The organism is Endobacterium cereale, from assembly GCF_009617585.1.
GTDB classification, from domain to species: Bacteria; Pseudomonadota; Alphaproteobacteria; order Rhizobiales; family Rhizobiaceae; genus Neorhizobium; species Neorhizobium cereale.
Genome location: NZ_WIXI01000032.1, coordinates 31,506 through 44,636, shown reverse-complemented (window position 1 = coordinate 44,636; position 13,131 = coordinate 31,506). Strand labels below are relative to the sequence as shown.

At 59.3% G+C, this 13,131-nt stretch carries 11 protein-coding genes; 5 read left to right on the top strand and 6 right to left on the bottom strand.

Going from position 1 to position 13,131, the window contains the following annotated elements:
- The 4 genes from pgl to GAO09_RS05180 form a co-directional block, all read right to left on the bottom strand.
- Window positions 1–547, bottom strand: a 547-nt coding sequence (pgl, locus tag GAO09_RS05195) for a 6-phosphogluconolactonase (RefSeq protein WP_153352987.1), incomplete at its 3' end; no start/stop codon positions are given.
- A 3-nt stretch (window positions 548–550) separates the two neighbouring features.
- Window positions 551–2,023 carry a glucose-6-phosphate dehydrogenase gene (gene zwf, locus GAO09_RS05190; protein WP_153352986.1) on the bottom strand — a complete coding sequence of 491 codons (1,473 nt, stop codon included), beginning with the start codon at window positions 2,021–2,023 and terminating at the stop codon, window positions 551–553.
- Between the two features lie 93 nt (window positions 2,024–2,116).
- Window positions 2,117–3,406 (bottom strand): NAD(P)/FAD-dependent oxidoreductase, encoded by a 1,290-nt coding sequence (locus GAO09_RS05185; RefSeq protein WP_153352985.1) that lies wholly within the window; start codon window positions 3,404–3,406, stop codon window positions 2,117–2,119.
- 10 nt (window positions 3,407–3,416) lie between these two features.
- A complete protein-coding gene (locus GAO09_RS05180) occupies window positions 3,417–4,844 on the bottom strand; it encodes a glutamine synthetase family protein (protein ID WP_153352984.1) in 1,428 nt (475 codons plus the stop codon).
- Between the two features lie 146 nt (window positions 4,845–4,990).
- Here GAO09_RS05180 and GAO09_RS05175 point away from each other — a divergent pair, with 146 nt between their 5' ends.
- The 3 genes from GAO09_RS05175 to GAO09_RS05165 all read left to right on the top strand — a co-directional run bounded on the left by GAO09_RS05175 (window position 4,991) and on the right by GAO09_RS05165 (window position 8,513).
- Window positions 4,991–6,184 carry a BaiN/RdsA family NAD(P)/FAD-dependent oxidoreductase gene (locus tag GAO09_RS05175; RefSeq protein WP_153352983.1) on the top strand — a complete coding sequence of 398 codons (1,194 nt, stop codon included), beginning with the start codon at window positions 4,991–4,993 and terminating at the stop codon, window positions 6,182–6,184.
- A gap of 79 nt (window positions 6,185–6,263) precedes the next feature.
- Window positions 6,264–6,458 (top strand): hypothetical protein, encoded by a 195-nt coding sequence (locus tag GAO09_RS05170; RefSeq protein WP_153352982.1) that lies wholly within the window; start codon window positions 6,264–6,266, stop codon window positions 6,456–6,458.
- A gap of 216 nt (window positions 6,459–6,674) precedes the next feature.
- Entirely contained in the window at window positions 6,675–8,513 is a 1,839-nt protein-coding gene (locus GAO09_RS05165) for a methyl-accepting chemotaxis protein (protein WP_153352981.1), read from the top strand.
- Between the two features lie 105 nt (window positions 8,514–8,618).
- Here the strand turns inward: GAO09_RS05165 and GAO09_RS05160 are convergent, their stop codons facing one another.
- Window positions 8,619–8,885, bottom strand: a complete 267-nt coding sequence (locus GAO09_RS05160) for an SMc00767 family acetate metabolism repressor (RefSeq protein ID WP_410769478.1) — start codon at window positions 8,883–8,885, stop codon at window positions 8,619–8,621.
- A 41-nt stretch (window positions 8,886–8,926) separates the two neighbouring features.
- Window positions 8,927–10,216, bottom strand: coding sequence for an isocitrate lyase (gene aceA / locus GAO09_RS05155; protein ID WP_153352980.1), 1,290 nt, complete (start codon window positions 10,214–10,216; stop codon window positions 8,927–8,929).
- Window positions 10,217–10,407: 191 nt separating this feature from the next.
- Here aceA and GAO09_RS05150 point away from each other — a divergent pair, with 191 nt between their 5' ends.
- Entirely contained in the window at window positions 10,408–11,826 is a 1,419-nt protein-coding gene (locus GAO09_RS05150) for a helix-turn-helix domain-containing protein (protein WP_153352979.1), read from the top strand.
- Window positions 11,827–11,980: 154 nt separating this feature from the next.
- Window positions 11,981–13,078 carry a polyamine ABC transporter substrate-binding protein gene (locus tag GAO09_RS05145; RefSeq protein ID WP_153352978.1) on the top strand — a complete coding sequence of 366 codons (1,098 nt, stop codon included), beginning with the start codon at window positions 11,981–11,983 and terminating at the stop codon, window positions 13,076–13,078.
- The last annotated feature ends 53 nt before the right edge of the window (window positions 13,079–13,131 follow it).

Here is a 13,131-nt window from a genome sequence, read left to right as displayed (position 1 = left end):
CAAGGCTGGTGTAAGAGAAGGTCAAACGCTCTTCGCCCGCACCTTCGGCCTGCATGGTCAGAACGCCACGCGGACCTTCCGGGTCGATCGCCCTAGCCAGGTTGTTGCCCTTCGGGAAAAAGGAGGCGGTGTGACCGTCTCCACCCATGCCGAGAATGACGACATCGAAAGGATTTCCGAAGCCGGAGGTCTTTTCCGTCGCGATCTTTGCGGCTTCCTCGGCGGTCGTCGCGGGCTGGTAGAGCGGCACGAATGTCGCTGCTTCCGCATTGCCCTTCAGAAGATGCGTCGCCACCAGACGATGGTTGGAACGCTCGTCGTCGGCGGATACGAAACGTTCGTCCACCAGCGTGATCGTTACCTTTGCCCAGTTGATGTCCTGTTCCGACAGCGCCTCGAAAAACCGCTTTGGCGTCGAGCCGCCGGAGACGGCGATCGAAGCCGAACCGCGCACTGCAATCGCCACGGTCAGCTGTGTTGCCACGTCGATGGCAAGCTCGTGTGCCAGCGTTTCGGGATCAGGAAATTCGTGCAGATTACCGGCCATGCCTCAGCCCTCGTGCCATGTGCGGCCGTCACGCTCGATCAGCGCGATGGCCTGGCTCGGACCCCAGGTGCCGGCGGTGTAACCCTGCGCGACCTGTCCGGTTTCGTCCCAACCCTTGAGGATCGGGTCGACCCATTCCCATGCCGCTTCCACTTCGTCGCGGCGCATGAACAGCGTCTGGTTGGCGCGGATCGTGTCCATCAGCAGGCGCTCGTAAGCGTCCGGCGAGCGCACGTTGAAGGCTTCGGCAAAGCTCATGTCGAGCGAAACGTTGCGCAGGCGCATGCCGCCCGGACCCGGATCCTTGATCATCAGCGACTGTTTCACGCCTTCATCGGGCTGCAGGCGGATGATCAGCTGGTTGGCCGAAATGCGGCCCGCTGCGGTGTCGAAAATGTTGTGCGGCACCGGCTTGAAGGTGATGACGATTTCCGACATCCGCTCCGTCAGGCGCTTGCCTGTGCGGATGTAGAAGGGAACGCCGGCCCAGCGCCAATTGCCGATCTCGGCCTTGATGGCGACAAAGGTCTCGATGTTGGAAACGCCGCCTTCCAGCTCTTCCAGATATCCCTTGACCGGGCCACCAGCGGAAGCGCCGGCGCGGTACTGGCCGCGCACCGTCATCTGCTCGACATTGTCGGCGGTAATCGGCTTCAGCGCGCGCAGAACCTTCAGTTTTTCGTCGCGCACGGCCTCGGAATTCATCGAGGACGGAGTTTCCATGGCAACAAGGCAAAGCAGCTGCATGATGTGGTTCTGCACCATGTCGCGCAGTGCGCCGGCCGTGTCGTAATAACCGGCGCGACCTTCAAGGCCGACAGCCTCGGCCACGGTGATCTGCACGTGGTCGATATAGTTGGCGTTCCACAGCGGCTCATAAAGCGCGTTGGCAAAGCGCAGCGCCATCAGGTTCTGGACGGTTTCCTTGCCCAGATAATGGTCGATACGGTAGATCTGTTCTTCCTTGAACACCTTGCCGATCGTGTCGTTCAGCACCAGCGCCGACGCGAGGTCGCGGCCGATCGGCTTTTCGACAACGATGCGGGTCTTTGGCGTGATCAGCTTGTGGTCGCGGATCTTTTCGGAGATCGCGCCAAAAATGCCCGGAGCCACGGCGAGGTAGAAGGCGCGGATGCGGTCCTTGCCTTCGTCCAGCAGCTTTTTCAGCACATCCCAGCCCTGATCGGACTTGGCATCGACGGACACGTAGAACAGGCGTTCGCAGAATTTCTTGACTTCCGCCTCGTCATATTCGCCCTTTTTCAGGTGCTCCTTGAGAGCGTCCTTGGCGAACTTGCGGTAATCTTCATGGGAAAGCGCGCTGCGCGATGCGCCGATAATCCGCGTCGGTTCGGTGAACTGACCCTCGATCTGGCGGTGATAGAGTGCCGGAAGAAGCTTTCGCTCCGCAAGGTCTCCGCTGCCGCCGAAGACGATGCAATCGAAGGGCTCAACTGGGATGATCTGGCTGCTCATACCTAATTCTCTCGAAGTCGCGTTGTTGATAGGGGTCATAATCTAATCGATTTAAAAGCGCTAGCCCGAAATGGGCCAGGGTGACGATTTGCCCTAGAACCTGTCGCGCAAGGCGTACCAGGTCAGGGCGAGGAAAAGGAGCGGAGCCCGCAGGCGCGAGCCTCCCGGAAAGGCCGGAACGTCCAGATCGGCAAGATAGGAAAGCTCCGTCGATTTGCCGAGTGTCATATCTGCATAAAGCTTACCACAATAATTTGACAGCATGACGCCATGGCCGGAATAACCGCCCACCGACATCACGCCGGGCATCACTTCTTTCACAAAAGGCTGGCGGGTGAGGGTGATGCCCACCGAACCGCCCCAGGAATGGGTGATCTCGATATTGTTCAGCGCCGGATAAATCTCGGCGATCTGCCGGCGGATATGGCTGGAAATGTCGCGCGGGCTATCGGCCGTATAGGCTTCGCGACCGCCGAACAGCAGGCGCCCATCCTTCGACTTGCGGAAATAGCGCACCACGAAACGCGAATCGGCGACCGATTCATTGCCGGCAAGAATGGTCGGATGCGCAGTGAGCGGTTCGGTCGCACCGATGAAGGAGCGGATCGGCATGACATGCGCTGCCGTTACCGGTTCCAGATTGCCGATATAGGCATTGGTGGCGATCAGCACGCGATTGGCGGTGATCGTGCCGGTCGGCGTTTCGATCAGGGTTTTACCGCCGGACTGCGAGATCGATTTTGCCGGTGTGTTTTCGTGGATTGCGGCTCCTACTGCGGCGGCCACGCGTGCAAGGCCGATCAGCAGTTTCAGCGGATGGATATGACCCGTGCCGCCATCATAGATGCCGCAATGGTAATGGCTGGAGCCGAGCCGCTCGGCGGTCTCGGCCTTGTCCATGTAGGAAATGTAAGGGTAATCGTAACGTGTCGCGGCAATCTCGGCATTGGCGCGGTATTCCTTGTCGTGGCCCGGCTTGTGGGCCACGCACATGTGGCCCTGCACATATTCCATGTCGATGCCGTGCTTGTCGGCGAAATCCAGCAGGTAACGCTTGGCATGTTCGGCCATGTCGAACAGGGCGCGGGACCGTTCCAGCCCGAGCGTCTCTTCCTGCTCTTCCGGCCACCAGCGCTGGCCGGTGCCCAGCTGCCCGCCATTGCGGCCGGATGCGCCATCGCCGAAATGGCAGGCCTCGATCAGCGTCACCGATGCGCCGGCAGACGCCAGACAATAGGCTGCCTGCAGGCCGGTAAAACCGCCGCCGATGATCGCGACATCCGTGCTCTTCGATCCGTCAAGCGCCGGATAGGTGGGGCGCTCGCCGGCAGACACCTGATACCATGAAATTCCGGGCGCGATCGGGCTCTGCCATGCGGTCATGCCGTCTCCTTCAAACGTTCAGCAACAGGAATTCACGTTCCCAGGGACTGATCACCTGCATGAATGTCTCGAACTCGCCGCGTTTGACCCCGGCATAGATATTGATGAATTCCGAGCCGTAAACCTCCTCGAAGGCGGGCTCGCCTTCCAGAAGCGCCAGTGCTTCCAAGAGGCCGCGCGGCAGTTCGATCGAACCTTCATTGGCGGTGTCCGATGTCGGTTCGGTCGGCTGGATTTCCTTGGTGATGCCGAGCAGGCCGCAGCCGAGTGACGCCGCCAGCGCTAGATAGGGATTGGCATCCGAACTCGGCAGGCGGTTTTCGACACGTCGTGCAGACGGATCGGACACCGGCACGCGGAAAGCGGTGGTGCGGTTGTCGTAACCCCAGGCATTGTTGACCGGGCAGGCCATGTCTGGCGTCAGGCGGCGGTAGGAATTCACATAAGGCGCCAGCATCACCAGCGAACTGGGCACGAATTTCTGCATGCCGCCGATGAAGTGGAAAAACTCCTTGGACGGCGAACCATCCTCGTTGGAGAAGATGTTGCGGCCGGTATTGATATCGACCACCGACTGGTGAACGTGCATGGCAGACCCCGGCTGGCCCTGCATCGGCTTCGCCATGAACGTGGCATAGATGCCGTGTTTCAGCGCCGCCTCACGAATGGTGCGCTTGAACAGAAACACCTGGTCAGCCAGCTGGATGGGATCGCCATGGCGAAGGTTGATTTCCAGCTGCGCCGGACCTTCCTCATGGATCAGCGTGTCGATCTCCAGACCCTGCTTTTCCGAAAAATGGTAGATATCGTCGATCAGTTCGTCGAATTCGTTGATACCGGCAATGGAATAACTCTGGCCACCGGAGATCGAACGGCCCGAACGGCCTTTCGGCGGGTGCAGCGGATAATCCGGGTCTTCATTGACGGCAACGAGATAAAACTCGATTTCCGGCGCGACGACCGGTTTCCAGCCGCGATCCGAATAGAGTTTGACGACATGCTTCAAGACGTTGCGCGGCGTGTAGGGCACGTTCTTGCCGTCGGCGCCGACGATGTCGCAAATCACCTGCGCCGTCGGGTCGCTTTCCCACGGCACGACGGAAAGCGTCGAAAGGTCCGGCACCAGCTTGATGTCGCTGTCGCGGCTGTCATAGCGAAAGTTGCCGGTCTCATCCGGGTATTCGCCCGAAATCGTGTGGCGGTAGAGAGCCGATGGCAGAGCCAGCGAGGTGTTGCTGGTGAACTTCGACGCCGGCATCATCTTGCCGCGCGGCACGCCGGCCAAGTCGGGCGTGATGCATTCGACATCCTCGATGCCGCGCACTTTCAGCCATGCGGCGGCTTCCTGCCAGGATTTTACCCCGCGTCGGGATTCCAGAACGGAGGCCGGGATTTTGGGCTTGGGGGCGGAAGGCGTCGGCTTTTTCTTGGGCGGCATGGCTCACCGGAAGCGTTGGTCGGGAACTCTATAATAGTCACCTTGTGGCAATTGGCGATAGGTGAGTTGTCGATCAATACCGCGATCGGCATTGACACCGGGACGTGATCGCAACAGAAACGCCGCTCGTTTCAGGAGTTTTTGTTTTGGCCCGCAGATTTGACGTGGTGATCCTTGGTGCCGGTGCGGCCGGGCTGATGTGTGCGATCCGCGCCGGGCAGGGCGGCAAGCGCGTGCTCGTGCTCGACCACGCCAAGAACCCTGCCGAAAAGATCCGCATTTCCGGCGGCGGCCGCTGCAATTTCACCAATATTCATGCGACCCCGAAAAACTATCTGTCGGCCAATCCGCATTTCGCCAAGTCGGCCTTGGCGCGTTACACACCACGCGATTTTCTCGATCTTGTCGAAAAGCATCGCATCGCGTGGCATGAAAAGACCCTCGGACAATTGTTCTGCGACGACAGCGCCAAGGACATCATCCACATGCTGCTCGACGAGATGCGGGCGGTCGGCGCAACGCTGGAGCTGAAGACAGAAATTTCCACTGTTGAAAAAGGCCCGGACGGTTTTCGCATAACGACCACTGGCGGCATGGTAGAGGCAGGCGCGGTGGTCATCGCCACCGGCGGCAAGTCGATCCCGAAAATGGGCGCAACGGGTTTTGCCTATCGCATCGCCGCCGAATTCGGTCTGAAGGTTACCGAAACACGCCCCGGTCTTGTGCCGCTGACGCTTGATCCGACACTTCTCGAAAAACTGTCGCCGCTGTCCGGCATTGCTGTCGACGCTGAAGTCAAACACGGCAAAACGTCGTTTCGTGAGGCTCTGCTCTTCACCCATCGCGGCATCAGCGGTCCCTCCATTCTGCAGATCTCGTCCTATTGGCGGGAAGGGGATGCGATCAAACTGTCGATCGAGCCGGATATCGACATTGCCACCCGCCTGAAGGAAGGTCGCAAGGCCAATGGCAAACAGGCGGCGCAGACGGTGCTGGGCGAAATCCTGCCGAAACGTCTGGCGCAGTTTTTGACCGAAAACGCCGGCATGACCGGGCAGATGGCCGATCAGGGTGATCGCAAGCTCGAAGCTTTGGCGGCGGGCGCGCAGGATTGGACCATCGTCCCGGCTGGTTCCGAAGGTTATCGTACGGCGGAAGTCACGATCGGCGGCATCGATACATCGGAGATCGATTCCAAAACGATGCAGGCCAAGAATGTGCCCGGTCTCTATTTCATCGGCGAATGCGTCGATGTCACCGGCTGGCTGGGCGGTTACAATTTCCAGTGGGCCTGGGCATCCGGCCATGCCTGCGGCGAGGCGCTGTCTGAACTGTTCTGATGCAGGCGATATCTTTTAGCACTTTTTAATAAGCCTGCGACATCCTGCCTTAATGCGCGCACAGTCATGGATTCTTATCTTGTGCCAAGCGCTGGTCGTCGCTCAGGTGATGGCCGAAACCCCTCCAGTCGGGATTATCTTGATGCAGAACCGTCGTCGTGCTCGTGCCATCGCCATTGCAAAGACTGAAGCCGCCGCAGATATCAAGCTGCGTCTGGGCATTATTACTGTAAGCGCAACTGTTGCATTGCTGACGATTGCACATCTGTTGTGATGTACGTCTAATATAGACGTTATGTTTTATCAGATACATCGATGATCTGGACGATCTAATTGAGCATCGCCGGATTTACACTGAACCAAAATTGGGATTGTCCAATTTAGATTTCTGCGGCCTTAATGGCAAAACGCAGATTCAGTAAGTTTTTACGCATTTCGATTTAAATAGCCCCCAAATTACTACTGGTATTTCGCATTTGGGGGTCGCCGTATGTTAAACTTTCTGCCGTCATCCGTGGTCGCACGGATTGTCAGTCTTTGTCTTTTCCTTGTCTTCGTGTCGATTTCCGCTCTTTCGGGAATGACTTATCTGAACCTGCGTTCCGATATCATGGGCAATGCCGTGGAAGATGCGCATAGTGCTGTGCGCGCCATGGGCGTTCTGTATGAGGTTGAAGCTGAAGGTGCCGACATTGCCGTCAAGGACGGTGAAGTCACCGGCATCACCAGCGCCGGCCCGATCGAGTTCAAGAGCCATTCGCTGGTTGACCGCACCGCTGAGTCCATCAGCGGCGTCGCCACTGTGTTCAGCAAGAACGGCAGCGATTATGTCCGCGTTTCCACCAACGTGAAGACAGAGAAGGGCGAACGCGCCGTCGGCACCAAGCTTGCTGCCGATCATCCGGCCCAGAAGACGCTGGCTGCCGGCCAACCCTATTTCGGTCAGGCCGCACTGTTCGGTCGCGATTTCATGACGGGTTATTTCCCGATCAAGGACAAGGCGAATACCGTTACCGGCGTCATGTTCATCGGCATTCCGATGGAAGTCTATTTTGCCCAGCTGTCCGCCGCCGTCACCCAGATGGCCGTGACCAGCCTGCTGGCTCTCGTCGCCATGGGTCTTCTCGGCTTCATCGCCATCCGTCATCTCGTCAAGCCGCTCAGCGTGCTCACCGGTACGATCCGCACCATGGCGGAAGGCACCGATACCGACGTGCCTTATCTCGACCGTCGCAACGAGTTCGGCAACATTGCCCGCGCACTCGAAGTGTTCCGCGACAATGCCCGCCAGAAGCGCCTGATCGAAGCCCGCAGCGCTGACGACCGCGCCAGCGCCGATGCCGACCGCCGTCGCAACGACGCCGAAAAGCTGGAAGTCGACAACCAGATCAACCTTGCCGTCACCGAACTTGGTGCAGCACTGTCCCGCCTGTCGCAGGGTGATCTTTCGGTCAAGATCGACCGCGCCTTTACGGGCCGTCTCGAACAGCTCCGCGTCGATTTCAACGGCTCGATCGAGCGTCTGCGCGATACGCTGTCGCGCATCCGTGAAAGCACGCTGGCCATCCAGCGTAACAGTGGCGAACTTAGCCAGTCGTCTGCCGACCTTGCCAAGCGCACGGAAAACCAGGCCGCGTCGCTGGAAGAAACCGCCGCCGCCGTCGACGAAATTACCGTCACCGTCCGCTCGTCAGCTGAGCGTGCCCGGGAAGCCAACGATGCCGTGGCCAAGACCAAGCAGAACGCAGACGGTTCCGGCACTGTCGTCAACAATGCCATCGAAGCCATGGACCGCATCGAGGAAGCTTCGAAGAAGATCGAGCAGATCATCGAGGTGATCGACGATATCGCCTTCCAGACCAACCTTCTGGCGCTCAACGCCGGCATCGAAGCCGCACGTGCCGGTGAAGCAGGCAAGGGGTTTGCCGTCGTTGCCCAGGAAGTGCGTGAACTTGCCCAGCGTTCGGCCGATGCCGCCCGCGAGATCAAGACACTGATCAACCAGTCCAGCAACGAGGTCAGCAATGGTGCCGGTCTCGTGCAGCAGACCGGCCAGGTTCTGGCGACCATCAGCGAGCAGATCACCGGCATCAGCAAGCATGTGGAAACCATCGCCACCGCTGCCCGCGACCAGTCGGCCGCGCTGCAGGACATCAACCAGTCGGTCAACCGCATGGACCAGATGACCCAGCAGAACGGCGCGATGGTGGAAGAAACCAGCACGGCCAGCCATGTTTTGGCCGAAGAGGCCAACCAGCTGATGATGCTCGTGCAGCAGTTCCGCATCGAAGCCGATCACGGCGCGGGCCATAAGCGTTACGCCGCCTGATATCTCGGGCTTTTATTGATCGACCAAAGGCCGGGCCGGCACGCCCGGCCTTTGGCATTTCGGGTGAAGCGTTCGGGCATGTCTTCCGCCCGGTCGAGCACCCTGTCAGTTGCTGCGGGCAACAACGACCGGGATCAGCAGATCACCCCATTGCCCATCACCGCCGTGATGGCGGGCAGAGCGGACGAGTTCGACCGAAACCCCGGCCTCGACCGCCTTCATGACCGAATGGTTCAGCCGATGCAGATCATTGGCAAGCGACCGAATCGCCGCCTGCTGCTCGAAGCTCATGGTGGAGGATTGTTCCTCGGCACGTTCCTTGACGTGGGTCTGGATCGGCGTTGTCTGGGTGATCGGGTTGTGCATGTTCATGATATATCTCCTCTCTGTAGTTTTTGACTTCGCAGTGGCGGCTACTCCGCCGCCGGCCGGAACTGCGCATGTTCGGTGGATTCACCCATCGCGGTGGTGGACGAAAGCCCGCCGCTGATCGCCACCGACACGGCATCGAAATAACCGGTGCCGACCTCGCGCTGGTGTTTGGTGGCGGTATACCCATGAACCTCGGCGGCAAACTCGGCCTCCTGCAGTTCCGAATAGGCAGCCATCTGCCGGTCCCGGTAACCGCGCGCCAATTCGAACATGCCAAAGTTCAGCTGGTGGAAACCGGCCAGCGTGATGAACTGGAACTTGTAGCCCATCGCCCCCAGTTCCCGCTGGAATTTGGCGATCGTCGCGTCATCGAGGTTCTTTTTCCAGTTGAACGATGGTGAGCAATTGTAGGCCAGCAGTTTTCCGGGATGCACCTTGTGCACGCCCTCCGCAAATTTGCGGGCCTGCTCCAGATCAGGCTTCGACGTTTCGCACCAGATCAGGTCACAATAGGGCGCATAGGCCACGGCACGGGCGATGCACGGCTCAAGCCCGTTGCGCACCCGGTAAAACCCCTCGACGGTGCGGCCGGAATCGTAATCGACAAACGGCTGGTCGCGCTCATCGATATCTGACGTCAGCAGCTTGGCCGCCTCCGCATCGGTGCGGGCAATCACCAGTGTCGGCGTGCCCATGACGTCGGCGGCAAGGCGCGCGGCGGTGAGGTTGCGGATATGGGCCGCCGTCGGGATCAGCACCTTGCCGCCCAGATGACCGCATTTCTTTTCGGACGCCAGCTGGTCTTCATAATGCACACCGGCAACGCCTGCCTCGATAAAGGCCTTCATGATCTCGAATGCATTGAGCGAACCACCGAAACCTGCCTCCGCATCGGCAACGATCGGTGCAAACCATGTATCGACCGAAAGACCCTTGCCCTCCGCCGTCTCGATCTGGTCGGCGCGTTGCAAGGTTCGGTTGATGCGGCGTGCCAGTTCAGGCGCTGCATTGGCCGGGTAAAGCGACTGGTCAGGATACATGGAAGAGGCGGTATTGCTGTCGGCCGCGACCTGCCAGCCGGAGAGGTAGATCGCCTTCAGCCCGGCGCGCACCTGCTGCATGGCTTGATTGCCGGTCATGGCGCCCAGCGAATTGACAAAATCTTCGCTGTGCAGAAGCGACCAGAGCCGGTTGGCGCCAGCCTCTGCCAATGAATGCCGGATCGTCACCGAGCCGCGCAGCCGCTTCACATCCTCGGCGGAATAGGGGCGCTCGATGCCGTTGTAACGGTTTTGCGGTGCAGTCGGAACGATATTGTAAAAATCAGTCATGCCTCACTCCCTTGGCTATCGGTGACTTGTCCGATGTCAAGGAATTTACAGAAGGTGAGGAATTGTATCTAATCAAATCCGCAGTGTTGTCGCAGTAAAAGGGTCGAGATGTACTGTTGTTGACAAAGTCGAACGTGGCTTTGTCAATGTTTGTAAATTTTGTGCTGGTTGCTTCTTTGGGAGGAGAGCGAATGGCGGATCGAAAGATTTTTGCGGGGCCAAAAGTCCGGCGCATCCGGCTGGGGCTGGAACTGACACAGGCGGCGATGGCGGAGGGGCTGGAGATATCTCCGTCCTATCTCAACCTCATCGAGCGCAACCAGCGGCCGCTCACCGTGCAGCTTCTGTTGCGGCTGGCCTCCACATACAAGATCGATCTTGAAGCGCTGCAAAGCGATGATGGCGCTTTGGTCGGTGAGTTGCGAAACGTGTTTCGCGATCCGCTGCTGGCGGGCGAATTGCCGGGCGATCAGGAACTGGTCGAAATGGCCGATGCTGCACCCAATACGGCCGGCGGCATTCTGAAGTTATATCGGGCCTACCGCGAACAGGCCGCACGCCTTTCCGACCTTGCCGAACTGTTGGCGCGCGAAGGTCACGAGACCGGCATGGCCGCCACGCGCCTGCCGGCCGATGAGGTGCGGGATCGTTTCGAACATCGCCCCAATTTTTTCGCCCGTATCGAGGACGCGGCAGAGGCTTTTGTTGCGGAACTCTCTACCGGCGATGATCTCGTCACGTCGCTACAAGAATGGCTCAAAACCCGCCACGGCATCGTTGTGCGCTCCCTGCCTGTGCATGTCATGCCCGACCTGAAACGTCGTTACGATCGCCATTCGCTGCGGCTGTTTTTGTCCGAGCGTTTGTCCGCGCATGACCGCCTGCGCGAGATCGCCATGGAAGTATCGCTGCTGGCGCTGGGGGAGGCGGTCGCCGCCGAACTGGAAGACCTCTCGTTTTCCAGTGGCGAGGTCAAGCGCATCGCCCGCTTCGAATTGGCGCGTTATGCCGCCCACGCATTGATGATGCCCTACAGTGCTTTCCTCTCTGCGGCCCAGCGCGCCCGCTACGATATCGACGTGCTGCGTGCCCGCTTCGATGTGTCGTTCGAACAGGCGGCAAACCGCTTGGCCACACTCGCCCGGCCCTGTGCATCCGGCCTGCCGTTCTTCCTTTTCGAGATCGATAATGCCGGCAATCGCCTGCGCCGGGCCGGTGCGCAAGGATATCCGCATGCCAAATTCGGCGGTCTCTGTCCCAAGCTCGGCGTGCATGCGGCCTTTGCGCAGCCGGGCCAAATTCTGGTCGATCGTGTCGAAATGCCGGATGGTTCCGGGTATCTCACGGTCTGTCGCACGCTTGAAGGACCGCAGGCCGGTTTCAACGAGCGCGTGCGTCGTACCGCCATCCTGATCGGCTGCGATTTCGAGGCGGCGCGGGATACGGTTTATGGCGAAGCGGCCAACCGGCCGGGGGCAAACGTGCTGGCCGGCACCGCCTGTCGCCTGTGTGAACGGCGCGGTTGTCTCTCCCGCGCCGAGCCGCCGGTCACGCGGCCTCTGGGGCTCGATGAAATGGCGACCGGCCTCAGCGCCTTCGATTTTCGCTGATTGCCCGCCCGATATATTGAGAAGTCTTTGCTGCAATGCAGCTTTTTGCTTGTGGGTAGAGATGTTCCTTCATACTCTTGCACAAAACAAACGCATAAAGAGGGAAACAAGGTTTGGCGCGCTGAACGGCCAGCCTTCATAAACAGGAGAACTCATGAGACCGCATCTGCTTCGTCTTCTGACCGCCGCTGCCGCAACCGCGCTGATGGCCGGCACCGCCTTTGCGCAGGAACGCACCGTCCACGTCTACAACTGGTCCGATTATATCGATGAATCGGTTCTGGCCGAATTCACCAAGGAAACCGGCATCAAGGTCGTTTACGACGTGTTCGACAACAATGATGTGGTCGAGACCAAGCTCTTGGCCGGCGGTTCGGGTTATGACGTCGTTGCCCCGACAGGCCCGTTCCTTGCCCGCCAGATCCAGGCCGGCGTCTTCCAGAAGCTCGACAAGTCGAAGCTGCCGAACCTCACCAACCTGTGGCCGGAAGTGTCCGAGCGTCTGGCCAAGTATGACCCCGGCAACGAATATGCCGTCAACTACATGTGGGGCACCACCGGTATCGGCTACAATGTCGACAAGGTGAAGGCAGCGCTGGGCGACGTGCCGGTTGATAGCTGGGATATTCTGTTCAAGCCGGAAAACGCCGCCAAGCTGAAATCCTGCGGCATCAACATTCTTGATGCGTCGGACGAGACCTTCGCGATTGCCATGAACTACATCGGCAAGGATCCGGACAGCAAGGAAACCGCCGATCTTCAGGCCGGTGGCGATGTCTACAAGGCAATCCGCCCGTCGGTTCGCACCTTCAATGCGTCCGCTTACATCGATGAACTGGCAAACGGCGATACCTGCATCACCATCGGCTGGTCGGGCGATATCCTGCAGGCCAAGGACCGCGCGGAAGAAGCCAAGAACGGCGTCAATGTCGAATATGTCATCCCCAAGGAAGGCACCTATGTCTGGTTCGACAACCTCGCCATTCCGGCCGATGCCAAGAACGTTGCCGAAGCGCATGAATTCATCAACTTCATGATGAAGCCGGAAGTCATCGCCAAGTCATCGAACTATGTTCAGTACGCCAACGGCAACCTTGCCTCGCAAAAGTTCGTGGACAAGGAAGTGCTTGAAAATCCTGCCGTCTATCCGCCGGAAGACGTCATGAAGAAGCTGTTTGCGATCTCGCCTTACGGCCCCAAGGAACAGCGCGTTCTGAACCGCGTCTGGACCGAGATCAAGACCGGCAACTGACCGGATGAAACCGGGAACGGGCGCAAAAAAACGCCCGTTCCCGAAAATGCCTG

Bases quoted from the DNA above. Each gene is read 5' to 3' on its own strand.
- aceA (WP_153352980.1), bottom strand. From the start codon at position 10,216: ATGACTGATTTTTACAATATCGTTCCGACTGCACCGCAAAACCGTTAC.
- GAO09_RS05180 (WP_153352984.1), bottom strand. From the start codon at position 4,844: ATGCCGCCCAAGAAAAAGCCGACGCCTTCCGCCCCCAAGCCCAAAATC.
- zwf (WP_153352986.1), bottom strand. From the start codon at position 2,023: ATGAGCAGCCAGATCATCCCAGTTGAGCCCTTCGATTGCATCGTCTTC.
- GAO09_RS05160 (WP_410769478.1), bottom strand. From the start codon at position 8,885: ATGAACATGCACAACCCGATCACCCAGACAACGCCGATCCAGACCCAC.
- GAO09_RS05145 (WP_153352978.1), top strand. From the start codon at position 11,981: ATGAGACCGCATCTGCTTCGTCTTCTGACCGCCGCTGCCGCAACCGCG.
- GAO09_RS05165 (WP_153352981.1), top strand. From the start codon at position 6,675: ATGTTAAACTTTCTGCCGTCATCCGTGGTCGCACGGATTGTCAGTCTT.
- GAO09_RS05185 (WP_153352985.1), bottom strand. From the start codon at position 3,406: ATGACCGCATGGCAGAGCCCGATCGCGCCCGGAATTTCATGGTATCAG.
- GAO09_RS05150 (WP_153352979.1), top strand. From the start codon at position 10,408: ATGGCGGATCGAAAGATTTTTGCGGGGCCAAAAGTCCGGCGCATCCGG.